Here is a 26670-nt window from a genome sequence, read left to right on the forward strand (position 1 = left end):
CATTACTGGGTTCCCATCAATGCCTATAAAATATTTAAACGTCTAAGATAAAACATTTTTATCATATAAATCAGCCAAATGTCAAATGCCTGTGCGAAAAAAGGAAATTTCAGATAAATGGCGAACCTTGTCATATTACTATGTCGCAATATGCTATAATAGATGTGATTTTAGGGGGATTGATATGATGAAAGAAAAGTTTCAGATGTTATTTAATAAATTGAGGCAAACTCCGGGCCTTTTCGGGAATAAAAAAGCAGCTAAAGGTGCGAGCATTACTTACCAGGTTGTCTGGAACCTTACTTTGCTGTTTCTCATTTTAGCTGTCATTGGCGGTTCATTTGCGGGGGGGCTTGGAGCAGGTTACTTCGCGTCGCTGGTAAAGGATGAGCCAATCCGATCTTATGCCAGCATGAAAAAAGATATTTATGACTATGCAGAAACATCGGAAATTTATTTTGCCGATAATGTTTATTTAGGGAAGCTCCGGACTGACCTGGAACGTGAGGAAGTTAAGCTTGATGATGTTTCGGAACACTTAATTAACGCAGTTGTAGCTACTGAAGATGAATATTTCTACGAGCATGACGGAGTGGTGCCAAAAGCGATTATGCGCGCACTGTTCCAGGAAGTAACAAATTCATCTGTTCAATCCGGCGGAAGTACACTTACACAGCAGCTGATAAAGAACCAAATCTTAACGAATGAAGTTTCTTTCGAGCGGAAAGCAAAAGAGATTCTGCTTGCTTTGCGATTGGAGAAATTCTTTGATAAAAAAGAGATATTGGAAGCATATCTGAATGTATCTACCTTTGGAAGAAATGCATCCGGACGTAATATTGCCGGAGTTGAAGCAGCTGCCAAAGGCATTTTTGGGGTGAGTGCAAAAGAATTAACCTTGCCCCAGGCTGCATTCATAGCAGGGCTGCCGCAGAGTCCATTCGGCTACACTCCTTTTACAAGGGAGGGAACGGTCAAAGAAAATCTGGAACCAGGTTTCTCCAGGATGAAAACTGTTCTGAAAAGAATGTATGACGACGGAAAGATTGACCAGAATCAATATGAGGAAGCTTTGGCTTACGACCTGACCAAGGATTTCACTACGCCTTCAGAAAGCCCTTTGGAAAAGTACCCATATTTGACGTATGAAATTGAAGAACGTGCAGTAAACATCATGACTAAGATTCTCGCAAAAAATGATGGATACGAAGAGCAGGACTTAAAAGAAGATGACGAGCTCCGAGAGGAATACAGGACTCTGGCAGACCGGACGATCCGCCAGAATGGCTTCCAGATCCATACGACGATCAACAAAGATATTTATGATAAAATGCAGCAGGTAAAAAATAACTACCCTTATTATGGGCCAGACAAACCTGAGACGATTAAGGACCCAGAAACCGGTGAAAATAAACAAATCATGGAGCCCGTAGAGGTTGGAGCCATTTTAATTGAAAATAAAACCGGTAAAATCATCAGCTTTGTCGGCGGACGCGATCACAAACGCGAGCAGCTGAATCATGCTACAAGCGCTCTAAGACAAAATGGTTCAACCATGAAGCCGCTATTAGTCTATGCTCCTGCAATGGAACTTGGAAAAGCAGCACCTGGCACCATTCTGCCTGATGTGCCGCTATATCTAAGTCCAGGATTAAATAGGCCTTGGCCAAAGAACTATACGAATACCTATAGCGGGCTCGTTTCAGCCAGACAAGCACTTAAGCATTCATACAATGTCCCAGCTGTAAAGCTTTATAAGGATATAGTCGGACAGCGGCCTGCCTCTTATCTGGAAAAAATGGGCTTTACCTCTCTGATCGGTCCTGACTATACAAACTTGTCTACATCCATTGGTTCTTTGGAATATGGGGTAACTGTTGAAGAAAATACGAATGCCTTTACTACATTTGCCAACGGCGGAAAGTTTATTGACGCCTATATGATCGAGAAAATCACAGATAAAGACGGGAACATTATATTCCAGAATAAATCTGAGCCTGTAGATGTATTCAGTCCGCAGACAGCGTACCTTACAATCGATATGATGAGAGACGTTATTAACAGCGGAACTGCCACATCGATTAAGAACAGATTGAAGTTCAGTTCTGACTGGGCAGGGAAAACTGGTACTGGTACTGAATTCATAGATGCATGGTTCGTGGCATCCAATCCGAATGTCACTTTCGGCATATGGTCAGGATATGATACGCCTAAATCATTAAAAGCCCCTGGACCGCTAAGCTATAGTTTGCGCAATAACTATCTCTGGGCAGATTTGATGAATGCAGCATATGACGTCGCACCTGATCTTGTTGACCCGAGTGAAAGCTTTAAAATGCCGGGCGGAATCGTAAGACGTTCATTCTGTGCCATTTCAGGCCTTCTTCCTTCAGAAGCATGCTCTAAAGCTGGCTTAGTCGAGACTGATTTATTCAATGCCAAATTTGTTCCTACAAAAGTTGACGATAGCCTTGGCAATGGAAAACTTGTACGAATTGGCGATAAAAAATATATGGCACTTGATTCAACACCAGAAGAGTTTACTGAACCTGGAATGGTAGTGAATCCGGATTATATTCAAAAACTATTCGGCATTAAAGCAAATCTAAGTACTCTTATTCCGAATAAAGAACGCTGGAAGAGTATTCTGACAAGTGCAGATCAGCTCAAAGACAATGGCAAAGCACCTGCGGCCCCAAGCATAAAAGCTTCTGGCCAAACCATTACTTGGGGAGCACATCCTGAAAAAGATGTCATTGGCTATCGCGTTTACAGCGGAGGTAAAAAAGTTGCTACAATAAAAGCCGGCTCTTCCTTAAACTACAAGGCTGGAAGCGGCTCGATCCATGTAACAGCCGTTGACATTGCCGGCAAAGAGTCTGCTTCTTCCAATGTAGTAAAAATCGGCCAAAAGACGGAAGAAGAAAAACCGAAAGAAGAAAAGCCGAAGGAAGAGAAGCCAAAAGAAGAGAAGCCGAAAGAAGAGAAGCCGAAAGAAGAGAAACCTAAAGAAGAGAAACCTAAAGATCCTCCTCCAGCCGAGGAAAAGCCTGATGCTGATAAACCATCAGAACCTGATGAAGGTGAAGAAACTAATTAAAGAAAAGCAGAATCCCATTTGCCCAAAAAGGGCTTGGGATTCTGCTTTTTCTTTATAGAAATAACAATCGCCCAAAATATATTCTGGATACTTTGCTAAACAAAAAACCGCTGCTCATTTATGCAGCGGTCTCCTCTATTAATCTTCCATTGTAGACAAATCGCCAGTTGGCAGATCCAGTTCCCAGGCTTTAAGCACCCGGCGCATAATTTTGCCGCTCCGTGTTTTTGGAAGTTTGTCGCGGAATTCAATTTCACGCGGGGCTGCGTGGGCAGCAAGGCCTTTCTTAACGAATTGACGGATATCTTCCACCAGTTCTTCAGAAGGTTCATGTCCGTCCCGTAAAGCAACAAATGCCTTTATTATTTCACCTCGGACAGGATCAGGCTTGCCGATAACTCCAGCTTCTGCAACAGCCGGGTGTTCGATGAGCTTGCTCTCCACTTCAAACGGCCCAACGCGTTCACCAGATGTCATGATCACATCATCTACACGACCCTGGAACCAGAAATATCCATCTTCATCCATATATGCTGAATCTCCAGAAACATACCAGTCACCTGGCATAAAATAAGATTCATATTTTTGCTCGTTATTCCAGATGGCATTCATCATGGAAGGCCAGCCTTTTTTAATTGCAAGGTTCCCCATGCGGTTTGGCGGCAGCTCATTTCCCTGGTCATCGACAATGGCAGCTTTAACACCAGGAATCGGCTTACCCATGGAGCCCGGCTTAATCTCCAGGCAAGGATAGTTGCAGATGAGCTGTGCACCTGTTTCTGTCATCCACCACGTATCATGGATGCGCATATTGAATACTTTCATTCCCCATCTGACTACTTCAGGATTTAGCGGTTCACCGACACTGAGGACATGACGAAGGGAGCTTAAATCAAACTTTTTCACAACCTCATCACCTGCCCCCATCAGCATACGGAAAGCGGTCGGAGCACTATACCAAACCGAAACGCCATACTCCTCAATCATTTTATACCAAGTCTCCGGATTAAATCTGCCCCCGACAATAAGGTTTGAAGTCCCTGTCAGCCACGGGCCGAAAATGCCATATGAAGTACCGGTTACCCAGCCAGGGTCAGCAGTGCACCAATATACATCTTCTTCTTTTAAGTCCAGCACCCATTTAGCGGTCTGATAATGCTGAATCATTGCATTATGTACATGCAGAACTCCCTTTGGCTTGCCTGTAGAGCCGGAAGTGTAATGCAAAATAAGGCCATCTTTTCCGTCAACCCATTCAATTGGAAGCTTTCTGCTTGATTCAGCCATTCTTTTATTAAAGTCCACATACGGGCCTGTTTCCTCAATATTTTCCCCAACAAGGAAAACATGCTTTAAGGCAGGCAGCTGATCAACAGGCACACGTTCCAAAAGCTCAGGGGTTGTAATCAGAACTTTTGCTTCACTGTCATCAAGCCTGTCACGGACTGCCCCTTCCATAAATGCTTCAAAAAGAGGACCTACAATGGCTCCCAGTTTAATTGCTCCCAATACGGCAAAATAGAGTTCAGGAGAACGCGGCATAAAAATGAAAACTCGGTCTCCTTTTTCAACATCGCCATATGCTTTTAATGCATTTCCGGCTTTATTGGATAGTTCCTTCATTTCCTTGAATGTATATTTCTCATTTCTCTGTCCATCGCGATAATAAAGGGCAACTTTATTTTTTCTGAAAGATTCCGCATGTCGGTCAATGGCCTCATAGGCCATATTCATGCGGCCGGTTTCTTTCCAGGAAAATTCTTTTTCGGCATCAGCCCAGTTAAAATTTTCATAAAGCTCATCATAGCTTTTTAAATTGAAGTCCCCTTGTGTTACTGGCAGCGCTTCCACTTTCATATAATTATCCCCCTTATTTAAGATTTGATATTATTATAGTATAAACATTATATTTTCTCAATTTTTAAAATTTTGGAGCAGGGAAAAGATTACTTATGAACCAACTGGTAAATTGCCACAAACTTATTTAAATTACACAGAAAATTATGTGAAAGCGCTTTATCCCCCGTGTTTTTATGTATAATAGAAGTTACATTGATCATGTCTATGGCGGTGAATAAATGGAACATAAAAAAATTTTTAATGCAAAAGAATTAAAAACAGCCAAGGGTAAATTAATCATTGAGGGGCCAATTTCACCTGAAAAATTGGCAGATTACGAGTTTCACAAGGATCTTGTTACTTTCAGGCCTCCGGCTCAGCAGCATAAAGCCCTGGTTGAAATTGCGGGATTGCCGGAGGGAAGAATTATAGTGGCCCGTGACAGGCATACCATTGTCGGCTATGTTACTTACTTGTATCCAGACCCTCTCGAGCGCTGGTCGGAAGGAAAAATGGATAATTTAATAGAATTGGGTGCAATAGAAGTGATCCCTGCTTTCAGAGGTTCAGGAACAGGAAAGAACCTGCTGAAAGTATCCATGATGGATGACGCAATGGAAGACTATATTGTTATAACGACTGAATATTATTGGCATTGGGATCTAAAAGGAACTGGCCTGAACGTATGGGAATACAGGAAAATTATGGAAAAAATGATGAATGCCGGTGGTCTTGAATGGTATGCCACAGATGACCCTGAAATCAGTTCTCATCCCGCAAATTGCCTAATGGCCCGCATTGGAAAAAGAGTGGATCAGGATTCAGTGCAGCAATTTGACCGCTTGCGCTTTATGAATCGCTTTATGTATTAAATCTTAATAATAGCGTCAATACATAATTCATGCCTGTATTCACACTATTTTTTCGGCATGAATGTATCTCCATATATTTATAAGGAGGCATTTAAAGTGATTGTTGAAGAAATTATGAAAACGGATGTCACGGCCTTGTCAAAAGAAGACACCATTGCCGACGCCATAAAAATTATGAACGAAAAAAGAATTCGGCATTTGCCTATTACAGATGAAGCGGGCAGATTGCAGGGACTTGTAACAGATAGGGACATCCGTGATGCGACTCCATCTATTTTTCATACAGAACTATTTAAGGAAGATCTGCAGAGACCATTAAAAATGATTATGAAGACAGATATCATCACCGGACACCCTCTTGATTTTGCTGAAGAAATTGCTGCGGTTTTTTATGAACAGCGAATTGGCTGCCTGCCAATATTAAACGATGATAAGCTGGTCGGAATTGTCACAGAAACCGATTTGCTTCATACGTTAGTTCAATTGACGGGAGCCCATCAGCCAGGTTCGCAGATTGAAGTAAAGGTGCCAAACAGGGCAGGCATGCTGTTTGAAATCGCTGAAGTCATCTGCAAAAGAAAAGCAAATATACAGAGTGTCCTTGTTTACCCTGACAAAACGGATGATAAATACAAAATACTGGTGATAAGGGTACAGACAATGAACCCTACGCTTGTAGTAGAAGATTTGAAAAAAGCAGGCCATCATGTTTTATGGCCCAGCCTGCCGGGGATTTCACTATGACACATGATTCATTATTTGTTTTTTCGGAAGACCTGCTGAACTACAAATTCAGCAAAAATCATCCTTTTAATCAGATAAGGCTGAAACTGACACTCGATTTGCTCAAAAACATCAATGCCATTGAAGAATGTCATATTATTCCTCCGCGCAAGGCTTCCGATGAAGAGCTTCACTTGATTCATGATCCTAGTTATGTGAATGCTGTCAAGCTCGCCGGCCAGGGAAACCTGCCTGAGGATATCTGCGAAAACTATGGTCTTGGAACAGAGGACACACCTATTTTTCAAAACATGCACGAAGCAAGCTCCCTTTTAGTAGGAGGCACTCTGGCAGCCGTTGATGCAGTCATGAGCGGACTTGCTAAGCACGCACTTCACCTTGGCGGCGGCCTTCATCACGGGTTTCGGGGAAAAGCTTCTGGATTTTGCATCTACAACGATAGCTCCGTAGCCATAAAATATATACAGGAAAAGTATAAAGCCCGTATTCTGTATGTGGATACAGATGCCCATCATGGTGATGGTGTCCAATGGTCATTTTATGATGACCCGGATGTATGCACCTTATCTATTCATGAAACTGGCAGATACCTTTTCCCCGGAACCGGAAATGTAAATGAACGAGGACAAGGGAAAGGATATGGATTCTCTTTTAATATTCCCGTGGATGCATTTACTGAAGACGATTCCTGGCTTCACGCATACCGTACAGCTTTTCGGGAGGTTGCAGAATTTTTCAAACCGGATGTGATCCTGACGCAAAATGGTGCTGATGCCCATTATCTTGATCCTCTTACCCATTTGTCATCTACTATAAAGATTTATAGGGAAATTCCGAAACTGGCCCATGAAATTGCCCATGAATATTGTGACGGGAAATGGATTGCCGTCGGCGGCGGAGGTTATGATATTTGGAGGGTTGTTCCCCGGGCATGGGCCATGATATGGCTCGAAATGACTGAAAACTCTAATTGTTACGGCAATATACCGGCGGAATGGATAAACAAGTGGAAAGAACACGCACCTGTGCCTCTTCCCCTGGAATGGGATGATCCTGCTGATTTATATGAGCCTATCCCCCGTAAGAGCGAAATAACTGAAAAAAATGCCCGGACAGTGGACAAAGTTCTTTATCCGATCCGAAACAGAACAATGACAGAATCTTTATAAGAACAGCGGCCGGGAACATTTTACCGGCCGCTGTTCATTTCTGCATATGTAAATAAACAGGTCTGACTATTGCCAGATCTGTTATCAATTATGAATATTGTTATCTTCATTAAATTTCGGATCAGAAATAATGATTTCAACACGCCTGTTTTTCTCCCAATTCTCCGGTCCGGAATTAGGGACGATAGGACGGGTTTCCCCATAGCCCACAGCCATAAACCTATGACTTTCAAGATTATGCTTTTCTGTTAGATATCTGATTACAGTACTAGCCCTGGCAGCAGATAACTCCCAATTGGACGGATATCTGTAAGTAGTTATGGGCCGGTCATCAGTATGTCCCTCCACCTTCACAAGGTTTGGCATGTTTGCTAAAAGGGTTCCTACTTTATCCAGGAAAGAGTATGAACTGTCTATCAGACTGGCATCTCCGGATTCAAATAAAACCTGTTCCTGCAGAACGAGAACGACCCCCCGTTCCGTCCTGTTCGCCACAATCACTTTTTCTAAGCCATTCTCATCCAAAAACGACTGGATCTCCATCAGAAGCTCATCAAGCGAATCTGATTGCCCGCTGTCCTCATTTTCCTTTATTTCTTCATTTTGTTCCGGGTTCTCTGCAGGAATGATAGACGGCTGAAAATCCAGCACCTGTCTGTCCCGGAAAGAATCGGATAATGCCTGAAACTTCATTAAATCAATCTGGGACATCGAAAACAGCAGAATAAAAAATACCAATATCAGTGTGACGAGATCGGAGAAAGTCACCATCCATCTTGGGGAGCCTTTTGGAGGCTCCGGAGATCTTCTCCTAGGCTTCATTATCCAGTGCCTCCCCCTCATTTACAGCTTTATCCAAATCTCTCCGTTCTTCTGAGGATAAAAAGGCGCTCAGCTTTTCTTCCAATATTCTCGGATTCTGCCCGGATTGAACACCGATAACCCCTTCAATAATAATCTGCTTCAAAAAAACTTCCTTCTCTGTCTTTAAAGCCAGCTTCGCTGCCATCGGCAGAAAAATCAGATTGGCCAGCAGGGATCCATATAAAGTAGTCAGTAAGGCAAGAGCCATATTGGGCCCAAGTGTGGAAGGATCATTCAAATTTTTCAGCATCAGAACCAGTCCGATCAGGGTCCCTATCATTCCCCATGCCGGAGCGTATTCCCCGGCTCTTTCGAGAATGCTTCTTCCTTTTCTGTGCCTCTCTTCCATCGCCATAATTTCGGCATTCATAATGTCAGTAATGACATCTGGCTCTATACCATCCACAGCCAGGTATACGCCTTTCTGAATGAATGGATCTTCCACCTTCCCGATTTCAGCCTCAAGCGATAACAGCCCTTCACGCCGGGCACGCTCAGAGAGTTTGACAAAAATTCCAATCAGCTCGCCAACGCTTTGCTCTTCACTGGAAAAAACCTGCTTAAAAACGGTGGCCATATGCCTGATATCTTTTAAAGGAAAACTTACAAGCAGCCCGGCTATTAAACCGCCCAGAACAATAAGAATTGAAGAAGGGTCAACAAAGGATAAAAAACCATCAGCTCCTCCATTCCACATGATTCCAAAAATCAGCATAGCAAGCCCCACCATTAATCCAGCCGGTGTTAACATATCAACCTTTCTCATACTCTCTCTCCCTGATCCATTGCGAATTGCCTTTGTCTAATGGTTTATTATTTATGTGCTCTAAAACAGGTACGATAGCTTAAAATTGGCAGAAAGAAACGCCTTTTAATTAAGGCGCTTCTCTTTCTTCTCTTTTGTCCAGCTGCAGCGCCTAGCCCCCTAGTCACTTCGGTCCAGATGCTGAAGTCAAAGAACGACTTCAACTTCTGGACCTCCAGCGCTGGTCGGGGCTGGTCGAGGAGCTTCCGCTTTTCTGTTATATCGGCAAATTCATTACTTTGTTGAGCTTCGTTCTTCAATTCGGTGAGGGAGTACAACAATTTGCTCATCGACTGATTCTTTATTCATAAGTTTCGTAAGCAATCTCATGGCAACTGCACCAATATCATACAATGGCTGAACGACTGATGTCAGCTGAGGACGGACCATTAATGCCAATCTTGTATTGTCAGAGCTGATGACCTCAAAGTCTTTCGGGATATTATACCCTTTATCCTCCGCCCCGTGGACAATTCCCAATGCCATTTCATCAGATCCTGCAAAAATAGCTGTTGGACGCGGATCTGCCTCAAGCAGCTTTTCAAAGGCTTCTATACCTGAATCGTAAGTATAATCTCCTTCAACCACCAATTCATCGCGGAAGGCCACCTCAGCTTCTTCCAAAGCCCGCTTATAGCCTGCAAGCTTTTTTTCCTGATTAATCGGCTCGCGGAGAGGTCCCACCACGATAGCTGCATCTTTATGGCCTTTTTCAATAAATGACTTAGTCACATCAAATGCTGCCTGTTCATAATTAATATTTACAGATGGGATTTTGCCTGTTTCTTCAATAGAGCCAGCCAGTACGATCGGAACCGGTGACTTTTCAAACTCTTCAACATGCTCGGAGGTAATATTGCCGCCCATGAAGACTATTCCATCCACCTGTTTCCCGAGCATAGTATTGAGCAAGTGCAGTTCTTTTTCAATATTTTGGTCGGAGTTGCTGAGAATGATATTGTATTTATACATTGTCGCAATATCCTCTATGCCCCTTGCCAGTTCTGCAAAAAAGGTGCTGGAGATATCGGGAATGATTACACCGACTGTCGTCGTTTTTTTGCTTGCCAATCCTCTTGCAACCGCGTTGGGGCGGTACCCAAGCCGGTCAATTACTTCCATTACTTTTTTTCTTGTTGCAGGCTTAACATTCGGGTTGCCATTTACAACACGAGAAACCGTTGCCATTGATACATTCGCTTCTCTTGCTACATCGTATATTGTTACATTCATTACTTACACTCCTTCTTTAAATAGCGGTCGCTTCAATTACTTTATATTTTACAGCAACACGACGTAACCTACTCATTTTTTATCCTAATTTGTGAGTGGTTACACATGTACAATTATGTATTTAATCATACGACAGTCCAGGAATTGCCGCAATGTCAAGGCTTGTATTTTTGAAAAAAACTTAAATTTCCACTTTAAATGCAAAAAAAAGAGCCTCCTGCTACCAGCAGAAGGCTCTCCATATTTAGATGGCTACACTTTCAGCAATGCTGAAGATTGAAGTTCAGCCATAAATTGATCAAATTGATTCAAGTCCATTTGCTGCGCTGAATCTGATAGGGCAACGGCCGGGTCTGGATGAACTTCTGCCATTACACCATCTGCGCCGATTGCCAGCGCAGCTTTTGCTGCTGGAAGAAGCAAATCTCTGCGGCCTGTTGAATGCGTAACGTCAACCAGTACTGGCAAATGTGTTTCCTGCTTAAGAATAGGCACAGCCGAAATGTCCAATGTATTGCGTGTAGCACGTTCGTATGTGCGGATTCCGCGCTCACATAGAATAATCTGTCCATTCCCCTGGGACATGATATATTCCGCTGCATTGATGAATTCTTCAATTGTAGCTGCAATCCCGCGCTTTAAAAGAACTGGTTTGTTTACAGCCCCCGCTGCTTTTAATAGCTCGAAGTTTTGCATGTTTCTTGCCCCGATTTGAATGACATCAATATAATTTACAGCCGTTTCAATATCATTAGGGCTTACGATTTCAGAAATAACAGCCAGATCGTATTCATCTGCCACTCTTTTTAAGATTTTTAAACCTTCAAGGCCAAGCCCCTGGAAATCATACGGTGATGTTCTTGGTTTATATGCGCCTCCGCGAAGGAGCTTAAGTCCTTTTGCTTTTACAGCTTCAGCAACAGTTGCCACCTGCTCATAAGATTCAACTGCGCAAGGGCCAAAAACAAGATGAGGATTGCCATCCCCTACTTTTTCACCCTTTAAGTCTACAATCGTATTTTCAGGCTTCTTTTTGCGTGAAACAAGAAGCGCCTTTCTATGATCATCTTTTTGAAGTTCAAGACCTGCTTTAAAAATTTCCTTGAACATATGCTCAATTGTTGAATTTTCAAAAGGACCGTCATTATGCTCTTTTATCAAGTCCAGCATCTTGCGTTCCCGGACAGGATCATAACGATAAACCCCTTGTGTTTCCTTTACTCTTCCGATTTCCTGAACAAGTTCTGCTCTTTCATTGATCAAAGATAAAAGCTGGAGATTCAGCTCATCCACTCGATCACGAAGTTTATCTAGCTCTTTATTGCTCATTTCCTGTCCCTTCCTTTCAAATCTGAATTTAAGCCGTGTTGGTTTCAGGATAATGCACAAAACGTGCATCTAAATGTGCACAGCGTTAAACATTTCCATCTTTCTCTTTTACGGCCTCTGGATATGTGATACATTTTTTATAATTAGGGTTATTATATATGAATTATTCAGACATGTCACGAAATATTTCTTTATTAATTAAACGCTTTTAAGTGATAAAGCGGCTTCAGGGCTTTATTTATGCATTTTATGACATTTACAAAGAAGGTGTACTGCTTTGGACGAACAAAAAAAGCTTTTTGCACTGGATATCGGCACCCGCACGGTGGTCGGAATTATTCTCGAAGAAAACGGCGGGCAATATCATGTGAAAGACATCGTGATTAAGGAGCATGCAGAAAGGGCCATGCTCGACGGACAGATCCATGATGTACTGGCTGTATCAAAAATTATAGCAGAAATCAGGGATGAACTAGAAGCAAAACACGGCCCATTAAAAAAGGTGTGCGTTGCAGCGGCAGGCAGGGCTTTAAAAACAGAAAGATCTGAAACAGTTATCTGTATTAAAGGAAAACCGATGATGCAAAAGCAGGATATACTTCACCTTGAATTAAGTGCAGTTCAGCAGGCACAGGCAATGGTTGCAGAAAAACATGAAACTGAGAAAAGCTATTATTACTATTGTGTTGGATATTCCGTTTTATACTATCGTCTTGATAAAGAAGAAATCGGCAGTCTAATTGATCAGCAGGGGGATGAAGCATCCGTTGAAATCATTGCTACGTTCCTGCCCAAGGTTGTAGTGGAGTCACTAATCTCAGCTCTACAAAGGGCTGGCCTGGAAATGGAAGCTTTGACACTTGAGCCAATCGCAGCTATTAATGTGCTGATTCCTCCTTCGATGAGAAGGCTGAATGTTGCTCTTGTTGATATCGGTGCCGGAACGTCCGATATTGCCATTACAGATATGGGCACAGTTACAGCTTACGGAATGGTGCCTGTAGCAGGAGATGAGATAACTGAAGCAATCAGTGACCAGTTTCTCCTGGACTTTCCTTTAGCCGAAAAGGCAAAGAGAGATTTGCATGTATCGGATACAATTACTGTCACGGATATTCTCGGCTTCCAGACAGAAGTCAGCAGGGAAGAGACAATTGAAAAAATTTCTCCTGCGCTAGAACGATTGACAAATTCCATCTGCGATGAAATTCTGCAGCTGAATAATAGGCCGCCCAAAGCCGTCATGCTGGTAGGGGGCGGGAGCTTAACACCTGGACTTCCTGAAAGAATAGCGCAAAGACTGGGCCTTCCAGCGAATAGAGTCGCAATAAGGGGAATTGACGCAATAAGCGGGCTGAATTTACCGGATTTTACATACAAAGGCCCTGAACTTGTCACCCCAATAGGAATAGCCATCGCTGCTAAAAAAGCCCCAGTCCAATATTGTACAGTTTACGTCAACGATCAGCCTGTCAGGCTATTCGAGGTCAAGAACCTGACAGTTGGGGATTGTCTCCTGGCAGCAGGCATTAAAATGAATAAGCTTTACGGTAAGCCCGGACTCGCCATGATAGTCAAACTAAACGGGCAAAGCGTTACGATTCCAGGAAGTCATGGAGAAGCTCCTGTCATCATACGCAACAGCCTTACAAGTGCTTTGGATGAAGAAATCAAATCAGGGGATATCATCACTGTTTCAAGAGGACGTGACGGATTGCCTGCTGAAGTCCGCATAAAAGATTTGATTGATGAAGTTCCTGAAAAGTCTATTACTATTAACGAAAAGCAGTACACAATCCACCCTGTTATTACCTGTAATGAAAAAGCTGCCTCGCTTGAACAGATCATTGCTGATCGGGATAAGGTAGAGTGCAGAATTCCGGAAACATTTGAAGAAGTCTTAGGAAACTTGAACCTAAACGATTTATTAAGCGAGCTTACGCCTTTTAGAATCAGCATTAATGAAAAAGAGACATTCCTCCCCCGCCATACCGGAAAGCTTTTTAAAAACGGCCTTGAGGCGAATTATCATAGCATAGTAGACGATGGTGACAATCTCCGAATTGAAAAAAGAGGCACACTATCAGTAAAGGAATTAGCAGATATAAAGCAGCTGGTACTACAGCAGAGGATCCCGGTCATGTTTAACGGTAAGAAATTAGAGCTTTCAAGAGGGATACTTGAATTTCAGAGGGAAGGAGCTGTCCTCAATGAAGATGATGCGATTCATGCTGGAGATGCGATAACACTCGTGAAAAAACCAATGTCTCCTTTTATTTTTCAGGATATCTTCAGCCATGTTAGTGTAGATATGCCTGCAGCATCTTCCGGAAGCTTCGTTCTCTTGAAAAATGGGGAAAAGGCATCTTTTCATGAACCTATAGAGCCTGGTGATCATCTCAAAATCGTGTGGCCTGCCATAAATAATAAAAATTCAAATGTGAAGTATATATAAGAAAAGCGGGGGCAGGCTGCTAGTGTTAGACAGTTATCGACGTTTAATAAATATATATTTTCTTGTTTGATAGCAAAAACCCATCCGATTGGATGGGTTTTATCTGTTTTCCTTCACAGCATTCACCAGGGAATCATATGTAATCTTCCAATGTGATGCATGCCAGGCAACATCTCCATTATTAAATAGAATGGCCTGAGGAGACTCATGTTTGATATGAAAAGCTTCTGCAATGTGATTTGACAAGGGACGATCATCCTGAACAACTAAGTAATAAGCATTTACATCTTGATGCTCTTTTACAAAGCTTTCATATTCTTCAAACGCTGCGCCGCTCACCGGACAAGTGGAACTGTGTTTTAAAACCAGCAGCTGCTCTCCTGATTCTACTGCTTGATCAAATGATTCATGGCTATCAAATTTTTTCATTTTCTTGCCTCCCCAACTAAGCCAGGCAAAGCCTCGCTCTTTAAATTAAATAACGGTGAAGTAATCGTACCACTTCACCGTTGCTTAAACAAATAAAATTAATTATACTTTTGCTCGGTTTCGTCAAAAGCTTTTTTCGTCTCTTCCAGCTTCATTTGGATTTCTGCATCATTTACTGGAGCGTTCCCTTCTGCCTGGAATGTCTCGTTATTGATGGCCTCTCCATTTTCTTCGGATGTCCCGTTTGCACCAGCTTGTCCATTTTGAGCTTCTTTCAAGCTTTTTACTTTATTAACGAGTTCATTGGATTGCTTTGTCACCGTTTGAGTCAGCACATTTGTTTTTTCTTTTGCAGCATTAGCCAGTTCGGTACCTTTTGTCATAGCTGTTTCACGGTACTGTCCTGACTTCTCTTTTAATAGGGCAGCCTTTTCGCTTAAATCACTCTGAAGCTCTTTGCCTGATTTAGGAGCCAGGAACAGAGCGGTTGCTGCGCCAACCATGCCTCCGATTAAGGCACCAATCATGAAATCTTTCGTATTGATATTTTCATCTGTTTTCGCCTGATTTGAATCAAATTGAGTGCGGTCTTGACTATTCATTCTCCTTTTTCCTCCTTTAAATCTAGTATCTTGCTCTTTCTCTCTGGCGTTCAGGCGGAAGCATCTGTTTCTCGCTGACGTTGTACTGATAAGGGTCTTCTTTTCTCATTTTCCATTTATCCTTGATTTCAAGGAGAACATTGCTCCACTGTACCACCTGTGAGATTTTATCTTTATTCTGTTCAAGCTGTGTGTTTACAGAAGATGTGATTTTCTGAATGGATCCATTAAATTTGCGGACAGAGTCACCAACTTCTTTTACCGCAGTCACGACACTGTTCAGGTTTTCAGATTTCTGCTGAATATCTGTAGCCAGTGAATTGGTTTTATGCAGCAGGACAGTGGTTTCCTTCGTGACACCATCTAGTTGCCTTTCAAGGCCTGCCAATGTGTTTGATACGTTATCTAATGTCCCTTGTAAGGATTTTAACGTTTTCGCCAGATATATGACCAAAACAAGAAATGCTATAGCAATTACTGCTACACTTAAGTATAAAATAATTTCCAATTCTTACACCTCCGGTTGTCTGTATAATATCTTTTTACCCAGATGCACTGCCTCTAAACCAGGAGTACATTAATAGATTCCACTTGTGAAGTCGAAATTCCTTCTCTAACAGGTATTTTCATCAGTTAAAGTAAATTTTAGCACAACTGGAAAAGGTTAAACAAAACCTATCATTTCGGGTACAATAATAGTTGTCGGAAAAATAAATTTACTGGAGGTATTTATCCATGAAAGATCCCCGTATTGCAAAACTGGCAAAAAATTTGATTAACTATTCAGTCAGACTCCAGAAAGGAGAGAAGGTCCTTATTGAAAATTTCGGACTGCAGAAGGAATTAGTGACCGCGCTGGTTAAGGAAGCATATGCAGCTGGAGGATACCCTTTTGTTTCCTTAAAGGATCATCAGGTTGATCGCTCCCTGCTTTTAGGGGCACAGGAAGAGCAATTCAATTTGATGGCTGAGTTTGAAGCAAATGTTATGAGCAAAATGGATGCATACATAGGACTGCGCTCCGGAGACAACATCAACGAGCAGGCTGATGTGCCGGATGATAAAATGAAAATCCATGGATCAACCATCGGACAAAGAGTGCATAGAGAAATCCGCGTGCCAAAAACGAAATGGGTGGTTTTGCGTTACCCTAATGCTTCCATGGCCCAGCTGGCTAAAATGAGTACAGAAGCATTTGAAGATTTCTATTTTGATGTCTGCAATTTGGATTACGGCAAAATGGACAAAGCAATGGACAGCCTTGTGGAATTAATGAATAAAACCGATAAAGTCAGAATAACTGGCCCTGGAACAGATCTATCCTTCTCGATTAAGGATATTCCGGCAATAAAATGCTCAGGTCAAATGAATATCCCTGATGGAGAGGTCTATACTGCCCCTGTACGTGAGTCTGTCAACGGCGTCATCACCTATAACACTCCATCTCCATACCATGGTTTTACATTTGAAAATGTAAAACTGACATTTAAAGACGGGAAAATTGTTGAAGCGGAAGCCAATGATAGCGAACGCATCAATAAAATCTTTGATACTGATGAGGGTGCGCGCTATATTGGTGAATTCGCTATCGGGGTTAACCCATACATTCTTCATCCAATGCAGGATATTCTGTTCGATGAAAAAATTGACGGAAGCTTCCACTTCACACCTGGACAGTGCTATGACGAAGCTTATAATGGCAATAAATCCAATATTCATTGGGATATGGTCAACATCCAGCGCCCTGACTATGGCGGCGGTGAAATCTACTTTGATGAGGTATTAATCCGTAAAGACGGGCGATTTGTCATTAGTGAACTTGAAGCATTAAATCCGGAAAATTTAAAGTAATAAAAAAGCTCCAGGCGCCTGGAGCTAAAAAGTTATCAACATTTAAAGTCATAAAGAAAAAGATGCTTCCTTAGCGAAGCATCCTTCTTATGATTTATATTTGGTTTTCGTATGCCTGCTGGAATTTTTGGATATCCCCGGCACCCATAAACATAATTACGCTATCTTCATGATTCCTTAGTACAGCCGTTTCTTCTTCATTTAGAATTTGTGCATTGGGAATTTTGGCCTTTAAGTCATCAATCGTGAGTTTTCCATGGTTTTCACGGGCAGAGCCAAAGATTTCGCAAAGATATACTTTGTCAGCCAAATTAAGGCTTGATGCAAAATCATCAAGAAAGGCCTGAGTCCTCGTAAATGTATGCGGCTGGAAAACTGCAACCACATCCTTTTCAGGATACTTTTGTCTGGCAGCTTCTACAGTCGCCTTAATTTCTGTCGGATGGTGGGCATAGTCATCAATAATTACCTGAGAGCCCACTTTCTTCTCGGAAAATCTTCTTTTCACTCCTTCAAAGGAAAGAAGCTGTTCCTGGACAATCTTTGCATCGATCTCTTCATAATGACATAGAGCGATAACAGCTAAGGAGTTCAAGACGTTATGATCTCCATACGCTGGAATAGAGAAAGTCTCAAAGAAGGTGTTCCGGACAAATACATCAAATGTTGTTCCTTCTGTAGTTTTAACTACATTGCGTGCCTGAAAATCATTATCTTCTCCAAAACCATAGAATACCACGGGCACTTTTGCCTGGATTTTTTGCAGCTGCTCGTCATCACCGCATGCGAAAATCCCCTTATTCACTTGCCATGACATTTCCTGAAAAGCAGAAAACACATCTTCAATGTTGGCAAAGTAATCAGGGTGGTCAAAATCAATATTCGTCATTATTGCATAATCAGGATAGTAAGAAAGGAAGTGCCTTCTGTATTCACAAGCTTCGAAAACAAAATATTCAGCTTCCTTGTCCCCTTTGCCCGTACCGTCTCCAATAAGGAATGAAGTTGGTTTTGCGCCTCGCATTACGTGCGCAAGCAAGCCTGTAGTGGATGTTTTCCCATGAGCTCCCGTCACAGCGATGCTCGTAAAATTCTTCATGAAATCACCTAAAAATCGATGATAACGCACAACAGGCAAGCCAAGCTTCATTGCTTCCTCAATCTCTTCATGCGTGTCCGGATATGCATTCCCGGCGATTACCGTCATGCCCGGCTGTATGTTTTCCTTTTGAAAGGGAAGGATCTTTATTCCGGATTTCTCAAGTGCCACCTGAGTAAAAAAGTGTTTCTCAAAATCGGAGCCTTGAACCTGATAATTCATATCATGCAGAACTTGTGCCAATGCACTCATTCCAGACCCCTTAATACCTACGAAATGGTAAATAGTCATATAAAGAACCTCCAACCATCGTATATCTGTAAAACAGTATATGACATATATCTAGTTTTGCGCATATCCCCTTAGAAGACATGCTTCCATGACTGTGCTGCTAAGCTTTTCCGCTGTCATTTTTATTTACTTACACTTTAATGTATTGAATCATTATATCATTAATCGATTCTAAAAACTATGTAACGTATTGCCAGCTATTTATACCCCAGAAATAAAAAATAAAACATTAGATTTCAGGAAAGCTCTCCATGTAAGGTCAGGAACCTTTAATTTTGCCTTCGAAAATGCCTTCGTTAAACGGTGAACTCCTTCATCCTTTTGAATAGAGATAAATGGTCCAATAGGAAGATCATACATCTGGATTGGTATTCTTCTAATAAAATACCACCCTATTGACAGTTCCGGCCGAAACACCCCGTGCTGACTTAAGAGAAAAGAAGTGCTATCTTCCACACCTGAGGCGGAGATTTTCTTTTGACTTACATCTAAAATCCGGATGGGTTCCATGACTGATGTTAAAAAGAGAGCCCCCTGAATGAGATCTGACTCTGAAAGCTGCCTGGCATTGTTCTTTAAGAACAGACTGAACATAGTAGAGCCTTGAATGGTTTTATAATCAAAGAGAAACCAATCCTGAAAAACTTCCTGCTGAATAGGCGAAAAAGCCGTCTCAGAAGCAAGACCGAGCGTTTTCCGAAATAAATGCTTTGCCCGGACTTTCTCTCTGATATTAGCCGTTCGTTCTGTATAATCCTTGCTTAATGTGTATAAACGCAGAGCATTATTCTCTCCCTGGAGCTGTTTAGCTTTACGGAAAGATTGTAAATCCAGAATTGAGCTGTCCATATCCATTTAGGATGCTCCTTACTTTCTTGTAAATAGCGTTCAGTTATTCAACCTTTTCAAGGCGGGGGTTTGGACGATAACGGCGTCCTGCCTTAGCTGCATGCTTACCGTCAATCATTACATTGTCTCCAGTGAACCCTGTGGTGATCTTCAGCAGGCTGCTTCCAATTCCATAGGTATCAACCGGAACACCCTGTTCTTCAAATTCACGGATTCGGGATTCAGTAAAACCGCCGCTCACCACAATCTTCACATGTTGGAAACCTTCATCATCCAGCGCTTTTCTTAAAGCGAAAATCAGTTCTGCATTGACTCCGCGCGGGTCAAACGTTCCCAGCAAATGCTGATTTCTTAAGAAATATTGATCAATCATTGTTCTTGATGTATCAACCCGGACACCTTTAAGCTCTTTGCCAAAGGCTCTTGCCACTTTCAGGGAATCGGTTATGGCATCATTGTTGTAGTCTACCAGAGCAACTAAATCGTCTTCAGGAAACGTCTCCTGATAAGCCTTAGTAGATGCAACGATATCTCCCTCGAACATTTGGATCAAAGCATGCGGCATTGTTCCCATTCCTTTTTTGCCCCACCATTCATTCATCGCATGCGTGGCCTGGGCTGTTGCCCCCCCAATAAAGGCTGCATAGCCATCTCCTGCCTGGGTGATATAATGATCATCCCGGTCCCCCATGAAGATGACCTGCTTTTGAACACCAGAAACACCTGCTGCTTTTACCACATTATAGACATTCGTGGCAACTGAAGTTCTTCTGGCCAATATGCCGTCAATTATTCCTTCAAGATATCCGAAATCCTGATATCTTCCTGTAATGGTTAAAACTGTTTCAAAGGGTGAAATCTTATCACCGTCTTTTAATGAATAAATTTCCAGATCATCCGGGCGGTCTGCAAATGTTTTTAGCAGCGCAATGACTTCATCCGTACCGCATAGAACGGCATGATTCTTTTGGAAAAACTGCATGGTTACGATTTTATCTTCGTGATATTTCTTAACAATTTCTCTTGTTTTAAGGAAGTAAACCGCTGAAAACCAGCCATCTCTTACACGTTCATCGAATTTAAAAGTCTGGTTTGTCAGACGTTTGATTTCTCCTTTAACCTTCATTTCAATTTCCTTCATCCCTAAAGCTCCTTAGAAACATTAAAGAAAGCAGAAGCGCCTGCTGACTTGGTTTGCAAGGAGCAGGCCTCTATGCCGGCAGCCCGCCAGCTTTAGAATGCTTTCTTCGTTTATCGTAGTTGTTTATTCATATTATTTTAAACATGCAAGTAAAGAATACCATGGATTAATTTAATGTACTAGTCTCTTGTATGGATTCAAGATCAGCTTCTGTAATGAGGACATCCCTTGGCTTGCTGCCTCTATTTTCAGAAATGAACCCTTGTTTTTCCATCATATCAATCAGCCTGGCTGCCCTATTATATCCTATTTTAAATCTTCTTTGCAGGCTTGAAGTGGAAGCCGCTCCCTGATCAACAACAAACTCGCATGCTTCAAAAAACAATTCATCCTCTTCTTCTATTGCATGAGCTTTTTTCAGAAGTTCTTCCTGCTCAAATAAGTAGTCAGGATCGCGTTCCCTCCGTACATGGGCTACCACATCATCAATTTCTTTATCTGAAACAAATGTACCCTGCAGCCTCACTGGCTTTGAGGATCCGTTTTCAAGGAAAAGCATATCTCCCCGTCCAAGCAGTTTTTCAGCTCCGCTTATATCAATGATTGTTCTTGAATCGATTTGAGATGACACAGAGAATGCAATTCTTGTAGGCACATTCGCCTTGATTAAGCCGGTAATAACATCCACGGAAGGACGCTGGGTTGCAATAATCAGATGAATTCCGCATGCACGGGCTTTTTGTGCAATCCGGCAAATGGCTTCTTCCACATCGGCTGGCGACATCATCATTAAGTCTGCCAGCTCATCAATCACAATGACCATAAATGGCAGCTTCTCTGAATATTGCTGATGCTCCTCTGCCAGCTCATTAAAACGGTTTATATCCCTCACACCTGCATGGGCAAACAATTCATATCTGCGTTCCATCTCCTCGACAGCCCACTTCAAGGCTGCCGTTGCCGCTTTTACATCGGTAATAACCGGGCTGACCAAATGTGGAATTCGATTATATGGTGCAAGTTCGACCATTTTTGGGTCGATCAGAAGAAGCTTCAATTCATCGGGACTCGCCTTATACAGCAGGCTTACCAGGATCGTGTTAATACAGACGCTCTTCCCTGATCCAGTTGCACCGGCAATCAAACCATGAGGCATTTTCCGTAAATCCGTCACAATCGGCTTCCCAGAGATATCAAGCCCCAGCACAGCCGTTAATGGAGATTGGCCAGTCTGGAACTCCGGGGTGCTGATGATCTCACTGATAAGTACCGGACGGCTGCTCTGGTTCGGAACCTCAATGCCGATTGTATGCTTTCCTGGTATCGGCGCTTCGATCCGAATATCCCTTGCTGCCAGACTCAGCTTTATATCATCTGAGAGGTTCGTGATTTTATTCACCTTGACACCTGGTTCGGGCTGTACTTCAAACCTTGTTACAGAAGGTCCTTGCGTAACATTAACCACCCTCGCCCTGACATTGAAATTTTGCAGTGTAGAATTTAACATCTGTTCCTGTTCGTAAAGCCAATCGGAAGCTTCCTCCATGATTACTGGCGGTGTCAGCAATGTCTGGGAAGGAAATTGGTAATAAAAAATTTCTTCGTCCCCCTGATATGTCTGTTCATCCTCAAATCGGTCCATTTCCGATGCATGCGGAGACTGCTCTGCATGTTCTTCCATAGGCAAATGGTTCACCGGTGGATGATTCTCGATCTTTCCTGCAGCAGCAGCAGACTGCTGGATATTTTCTGACGGAAACATAGCGATATTATTTTTTTTTTCACCTGACGGTCCTGCCATCTTATCCTGCTGATTCAGTTTTTTTCTGTCATTATTCAGCATGATGACATTAAATGGAATTGACCCTCTTGATGAAGGCTTCTTCCCTTCCTGGGCATCTTCTTCCTGCTGTGGGGTTGACGCAGCAGACTCTGTTTTTGTTTCTAAGTATTCATTTGCATCTGCAGTCTCATTTTGCTCTGCATTCTCAGCCCTGTTTATATCAGAAATCAGTTCAGCCTGAGTAGAGAACGAGCCTGTTAATTCCCCGCTATCTTCATGATCAGAACTTAATTCAGCTTTATTAGACATCCCCATTCCTTCTGCTTGTGAGTTTCCCTCTTTTAAGTTTATATGGATAGACTCTTCCGAGTCACTTTTATCAACAATCCCTAAATCGCGATGAAATTCATTCTTTTCTGCATCCTCTTCAGCTTCAATCTCAAGGATATCATGAGATCTTAATTCGCTCTGCTCTGAAAGTTCTGCTGTGTATTCTTCTTTTTCTTCCTCGTGCAGAGCCTCTTCAATCAAGTTTGCGAGCGATCTGCTGATTTCCGATTTTTTTTTAAGACCGATGCGATCCTCACTATTTGGAGATTCACCGTCAGGCTTGGAAGATCCAAGCTGCCTGGCAGGTTCCTTATGATCTTGCCAGGCAGTATGTATTTCTTCATGCCGTAATGTTTCTTGGTTATCTTCAGGTACTTCAAACATTAATTCAGACGCTTCACCTATTTTGTATCTTTTGGCTGCTGGTTCCTCTGTTTCCAATGCAGAAGCCTGTGCCTGTAAAGCTTTCAGTTTATCGGAAATGACAGTTTCTTTTTCTTTATCCGAAACAGCTTCGGTTACATTCGGCCGATTAAGAGGAGTCTGCTGAATTTTGCGCATAACCTCATCGTATGTAAGTTCCCTGCGGTTTTCCTGTTCCCCGTTATCTGATTTATCTTGCTGGGCATTTGGCCGTGGCCTTTTAAATCCATATATCGGCGATGGAATTTCTGTTGGCTGGAAAGGTCTTTTCTTGCTGGCAGCCTCTCTTTCATTACGGGTCAGAATTTTTTCTTCACTGGCAGGTGGTGGCGCAGACTTTCTTTGCCGCTCCCTATCTGCGGAAAGAGGCATCCTTTTTTCATGGATTTGAGTATCCGCCGGCTTTTTCTGCCATTCCGTTTCTCCTGCCCTTGACTTCCGTTTTTCAGTTTTATTTACAGGCTTCCCACGATTATGATCCTGTCTTTGCTGCCTCTTATTCTCCCGTTCTGCTTCATGGTCAGGTATGACCGGAAAACGGAATTGGCCTTTGGGGTATTGATAGACTACTTTAGCATCTATGTCTCTTGAACTTTCTTTTGTTTTTTTTGCAGGCGGCTGCTTCTCATAGTTATGCTCATCTGCATGTTCTTCCATTTCCTCATATTCTTCCTCATCACTTTTAAACATATGGAATAGCTTTTTAATCCAGCTCATTTATATCAACTCTTTCTATTAAAAACTTTGTTAGACTTTCTATATTATTTTAGCAGTTATTCACAGATTTTGAATAAGAAATCCGAGAATGAGTCCTTATAAAGACAGAATGGGTAAATTTACAAACAAACTAAAGGCTGCAGGCATACTTTCGACTCAGGCGGGTGATTAAAGGTTCATAAGTAGTGATATCTGTCTTTTTACCCGGAACTGCTTAACTTTCATTTAAAATAACGGATCTATATATCATTCGGTAATGGTTCATCTCACCTGGGGGTTTATCGCCTTGTTTTCAGGAAGAATCAGTTTTAAACAAAAAAAGGACCACATTGCTGTGACCCTAAAAACCTACTTCTTTTTATTCTTACCCAAAATAAATATTGGTTCAAACTCTCCATTCTCATATAGGAATGACAGGGAAGTAATGGGCACTCTGCCGCTCGCAAAGAAACTCATAGTCATCTGGGCGAGAACGTCATAGCCTGTTTCATTTTTTATATCAGCAATAATCAATACGTCCTGATGCGGAACGGCAACGGCCATGGATCCTTCTACTTTCCTGCCCATTTCTTTAATAAAGGAATCATTCAGGATTCTGCTTGCATCATATCCATCATTTTTGTTTAAGAAATAGAAAGTGTTGCCTGCAACAGTATCCGATTTCATATCTGTCGACAGGGATCTTACGTTGAAAAGAGCCGTTTCTCTAATTCTTTCGGGATCCCAGCTCTCTTTTTCCATTAGCTTTGCATCAATGAGGCGATACGTATTTCCAAGATCGAGCGCATAGTAAATTCGTGTTTCAGCCGTATGTTCATCTGTCAAAAAAGGAATACCTTCCTGTGACTCGCCTGGAAAAGAAGTTGATCGGATGACTGGAAAAATATTTTTTTCATGTCCCGACAAATGGGCATCCTCCACCATTGCCTCCAGGCCTTCTTCCACATAATAAACGACTTCGTCAATCGCTTTTTCCTTTTGCTCCTGCCATTTAGCAATAATGCCCGGAAGAGAGATGGTAATTCCTTTTCCAGTGTCCTTATTTTCGATTCTGAGCTGATCTTTTTCCCTGTCAAAAGAGAAAGTCCGGTTCTCTTTTGCTAAGCGCTGCTCCAATTCATTTTTCATCTTTTTACTATCCATTTTCATATATAAGCCCCTCCTTATGGGGATTGATTTCCGACTATCATTCTACACTAATAAACCCTCCTGCTCAAAAGTGATGCAGGAGGGCCTAAAAACGGAAGCGCCTTGCCAGCCCCCGACGCCTCGAGAGGGCAGGCTGCTTGCGCTAGACATTTATCAAAGTAAAATTTGAACACTAAATGTACACAGGCTTATTGTTCAAGAGTTTGAATAAAGTTTTCAATTTCTTCCTGGGTTTTGCGGTCTTTGCTGACAAAGCGGCCAAGTTCCTGGCCATCCCTGTATCCGATGAAGCTTGGGATCCCAAAGACATCAAGCTCAATGCAAAGATCAATGAATTGATCGCGATCTACATAAATAAAAGTGTATTCACTATATTTTGCTTCTATTTTAGGCAATATCGGTTCAATAACCCGGCAATCCGGACACCAGTCAGCTGAAAACATGAAAATATGCTTCCCATTGCTGCGCATCTCGTTAAATTGTTCTGCCGATTCCAGTTTTTTCATTTTTTTTCGCCCCCTGTGCTGATATGCATGTCTCCATATTGGATCCAGCCTTTCTTCCTCATATACTCAGATAATAACAGGCTGATAAGAGCCGGTCCAATAAAATGCAATATAATGACCTTCATCCAAATTTCTGAACCAAAGCCCATCGTTGTAAAAGTCATTATCTGTCCAACCAGCCCGCTTGTTCCCATGCCTGCTCCTGCAGCATTGTTCTCCATTAGCCAGACGGTCGTGCCAAAGGGTGCCAGGAACGCACCTGCAAGGGTAGGTGGAATAAGAATACGCGGATTTTTAATAATGTTGGCTACCTGCAGCATGGATGTTCCTATTCCAATCGCTACTAAACCGCCCATTTTATTTTCCCTGAAGCTGCTCACTGCGAAGCCGACCATTTGTGCTGCACAGCCAATAGTGGCAGCTCCTGCTGCAACTCCGTGCAGATCAAGCATAAGCGCAATGGCGGCTGAAGAAATGGGTGCCGTCAAGGCAAGACCCATTAATACCGCCACAATGATGCCCATGATGATTGGCCTTTGCTCTGTTCCCCACATGATCAGGCTGCCAAAGCTCTTCATTCCATAATCGATCCCGGGGCCAATTAATGTTGAAACCATATAACCAGCCACAATGGTAACAAGCGGTGTTACAATGATATCAACCTTTGTTTCCTTACTGACAAGTTTTCCAAGCTCTGTGGAAATAAGAGCTGCAGCGAAGCTCCCTGCTGGACCGCCAAGAGCCGCGCCGGCAGCCCCGCTGGCAATGGCTGAAAAGATAACAAGCGGTGGAGCATTAAGTCCGTATGCAACTGCAACACCTATTGCAGGCCCCATCAGACCCATAGCCAGAGTGCCCATATCCTCCAGGTATTTGAAATCAGTCTGTTCGCCGACTGTCTTAATAATAAGCCCAATGATCAGCGAAGCGAACAATCCAAGCGCCATGCTGCTCAGTGCATCTATAAAATATACTTTAGGTGAAAGGGTTACCCCTTTTCTATTCAGAAAGGCTCTCATTATTTTCCCCCTATTTAAAAGTTCTGCAACTATAAGATAACACATGTAAAGACACTTGTAATATAAAATCT

Annotated in this window: 22 protein-coding genes and 1 other annotated feature (1 of these 23 running past the window's edge); of the genes, 6 read left to right on the forward strand and 16 right to left on the reverse strand. The window is 42.4% G+C overall.

Annotated features, from left to right (window positions below):
* Nucleotides 1–29, reverse strand: a binding site (T-box leader) (it extends 197 nt beyond the left edge of the window).
* A 155-nt stretch (nucleotides 30–184) separates the two neighbouring features.
* Complete coding sequence (locus tag A361_RS22435) at nucleotides 185–3100, forward strand: transglycosylase domain-containing protein (RefSeq protein ID WP_019383052.1); 2916 nt, start codon at nucleotides 185–187, stop codon at nucleotides 3098–3100.
* A gap of 138 nt (nucleotides 3101–3238) precedes the next feature.
* Here the strand turns inward: A361_RS22435 and acsA are convergent, their stop codons facing one another.
* Entirely contained in the window at nucleotides 3239–4957 is a 1719-nt protein-coding gene (gene acsA / locus A361_RS22440) for an acetate--CoA ligase (RefSeq protein ID WP_009333320.1), read from the reverse strand.
* A gap of 221 nt (nucleotides 4958–5178) precedes the next feature.
* On the opposite strand from acsA, the gene A361_RS22445 reads away from it, so the two are divergent.
* From A361_RS22445 to A361_RS22455, 3 genes are all read left to right on the forward strand, one after another.
* Entirely contained in the window at nucleotides 5179–5811 is a 633-nt protein-coding gene (locus A361_RS22445; RefSeq protein ID WP_019383051.1) for a GNAT family N-acetyltransferase, read from the forward strand.
* Nucleotides 5812–5907: 96 nt separating this feature from the next.
* A complete protein-coding gene (locus A361_RS22450) occupies nucleotides 5908–6555 on the forward strand; it encodes an acetoin utilization AcuB family protein (RefSeq protein ID WP_009333322.1) in 648 nt (215 codons plus the stop codon).
* Entirely contained in the window at nucleotides 6552–7724 is a 1173-nt protein-coding gene (locus A361_RS22455; RefSeq protein ID WP_019383050.1) for an acetoin utilization protein AcuC, read from the forward strand. Before A361_RS22450 ends, A361_RS22455 begins: the two co-directional genes overlap by 4 nt.
* Before the next feature lie 84 nt (nucleotides 7725–7808).
* Here the strand turns inward: A361_RS22455 and motS are convergent, their stop codons facing one another.
* From motS to A361_RS22475, 5 genes are all read right to left on the reverse strand, one after another.
* Nucleotides 7809–8546 (reverse strand): flagellar motor protein MotS, encoded by a 738-nt coding sequence (gene motS, locus A361_RS22460; protein ID WP_019383049.1) that lies wholly within the window; start codon nucleotides 8544–8546, stop codon nucleotides 7809–7811.
* Nucleotides 8536–9354: a flagellar motor protein MotP gene (motP, locus tag A361_RS22465; RefSeq protein ID WP_019383048.1), complete on the reverse strand. Its 819-nt coding sequence runs from the start codon at nucleotides 9352–9354 to the stop codon at nucleotides 8536–8538. The genes motS and motP overlap by 11 nt, the downstream gene beginning before the upstream one ends.
* 47 nt (nucleotides 9355–9401) lie before the next feature.
* Nucleotides 9402–9653 carry a hypothetical protein gene (locus A361_RS30330; RefSeq protein WP_162272016.1) on the reverse strand — a complete coding sequence of 84 codons (252 nt, stop codon included), beginning with the start codon at nucleotides 9651–9653 and terminating at the stop codon, nucleotides 9402–9404.
* Nucleotides 9628–10626: a catabolite control protein A gene (ccpA, locus tag A361_RS22470; RefSeq protein WP_009333326.1), complete on the reverse strand. Its 999-nt coding sequence runs from the start codon at nucleotides 10624–10626 to the stop codon at nucleotides 9628–9630. The genes A361_RS30330 and ccpA overlap by 26 nt, the downstream gene beginning before the upstream one ends.
* A gap of 252 nt (nucleotides 10627–10878) precedes the next feature.
* Entirely contained in the window at nucleotides 10879–11955 is a 1077-nt protein-coding gene (locus tag A361_RS22475) for a bifunctional 3-deoxy-7-phosphoheptulonate synthase/chorismate mutase (protein WP_009333327.1), read from the reverse strand.
* A gap of 277 nt (nucleotides 11956–12232) precedes the next feature.
* On the opposite strand from A361_RS22475, the gene pilM reads away from it, so the two are divergent.
* Nucleotides 12233–14410: a cell division protein FtsA gene (pilM, locus tag A361_RS22480; RefSeq protein ID WP_019383047.1), complete on the forward strand. Its 2178-nt coding sequence runs from the start codon at nucleotides 12233–12235 to the stop codon at nucleotides 14408–14410.
* 99 nt (nucleotides 14411–14509) lie between these two features.
* On the opposite strand, the gene ytxJ is transcribed toward pilM, so the two are convergent.
* The 3 genes from ytxJ to A361_RS22495 form a co-directional block, all read right to left on the reverse strand.
* Nucleotides 14510–14839, reverse strand: a complete 330-nt coding sequence (gene ytxJ / locus A361_RS22485; RefSeq protein ID WP_009333329.1) for a bacillithiol system redox-active protein YtxJ — start codon at nucleotides 14837–14839, stop codon at nucleotides 14510–14512.
* A gap of 98 nt (nucleotides 14840–14937) precedes the next feature.
* Nucleotides 14938–15441: a YtxH domain-containing protein gene (locus A361_RS22490; protein WP_019383046.1), complete on the reverse strand. Its 504-nt coding sequence runs from the start codon at nucleotides 15439–15441 to the stop codon at nucleotides 14938–14940.
* 22 nt (nucleotides 15442–15463) lie between these two features.
* Nucleotides 15464–15949: a DUF948 domain-containing protein gene (locus A361_RS22495; protein WP_009333331.1), complete on the reverse strand. Its 486-nt coding sequence runs from the start codon at nucleotides 15947–15949 to the stop codon at nucleotides 15464–15466.
* Between the two features lie 227 nt (nucleotides 15950–16176).
* Here A361_RS22495 and A361_RS22500 point away from each other — a divergent pair, with 227 nt between their 5' ends.
* Nucleotides 16177–17292, forward strand: a complete 1116-nt coding sequence (locus tag A361_RS22500) for an aminopeptidase (protein ID WP_019383045.1) — start codon at nucleotides 16177–16179, stop codon at nucleotides 17290–17292.
* A 94-nt stretch (nucleotides 17293–17386) separates the two neighbouring features.
* Here the strand turns inward: A361_RS22500 and murC are convergent, their stop codons facing one another.
* From murC to A361_RS22535, 7 genes are all read right to left on the reverse strand, one after another.
* Nucleotides 17387–18682 (reverse strand): UDP-N-acetylmuramate--L-alanine ligase, encoded by a 1296-nt coding sequence (gene murC, locus A361_RS22505; RefSeq protein WP_009333335.1) that lies wholly within the window; start codon nucleotides 18680–18682, stop codon nucleotides 17387–17389.
* Nucleotides 18683–18883: 201 nt separating this feature from the next.
* Entirely contained in the window at nucleotides 18884–19537 is a 654-nt protein-coding gene (locus A361_RS22510) for a hypothetical protein (RefSeq protein WP_019383044.1), read from the reverse strand.
* A gap of 37 nt (nucleotides 19538–19574) precedes the next feature.
* Entirely contained in the window at nucleotides 19575–20672 is a 1098-nt protein-coding gene (locus A361_RS22515) for a nicotinate phosphoribosyltransferase (protein ID WP_009333337.1), read from the reverse strand.
* Nucleotides 20673–20838: 166 nt separating this feature from the next.
* Nucleotides 20839–23925: a DNA translocase FtsK gene (locus A361_RS22520; RefSeq protein ID WP_019383043.1), complete on the reverse strand. Its 3087-nt coding sequence runs from the start codon at nucleotides 23923–23925 to the stop codon at nucleotides 20839–20841.
* Between the two features lie 348 nt (nucleotides 23926–24273).
* Entirely contained in the window at nucleotides 24274–25074 is an 801-nt protein-coding gene (locus A361_RS22525; RefSeq protein WP_019383042.1) for a DUF1444 domain-containing protein, read from the reverse strand.
* Nucleotides 25075–25262: 188 nt separating this feature from the next.
* Nucleotides 25263–25580, reverse strand: a complete 318-nt coding sequence (locus A361_RS22530; protein WP_019383041.1) for a thioredoxin family protein — start codon at nucleotides 25578–25580, stop codon at nucleotides 25263–25265.
* The gene (locus A361_RS22535; protein ID WP_019383040.1) at nucleotides 25577–26599 is read right to left on the reverse strand and encodes a PTS transporter subunit IIC; all 1023 of its coding nucleotides are present in this window, start codon (nucleotides 26597–26599) and stop codon (nucleotides 25577–25579) included. The genes A361_RS22530 and A361_RS22535 overlap by 4 nt, the downstream gene beginning before the upstream one ends.
* Between the last annotated feature and the right edge of the window lie 71 nt (nucleotides 26600–26670).

It is taken from the genome of Cytobacillus oceanisediminis 2691 (assembly GCF_000294775.2).
GTDB lineage: Bacteria > Bacillota > Bacilli > Bacillales > Cytobacillaceae > Cytobacillus > Cytobacillus pseudoceanisediminis.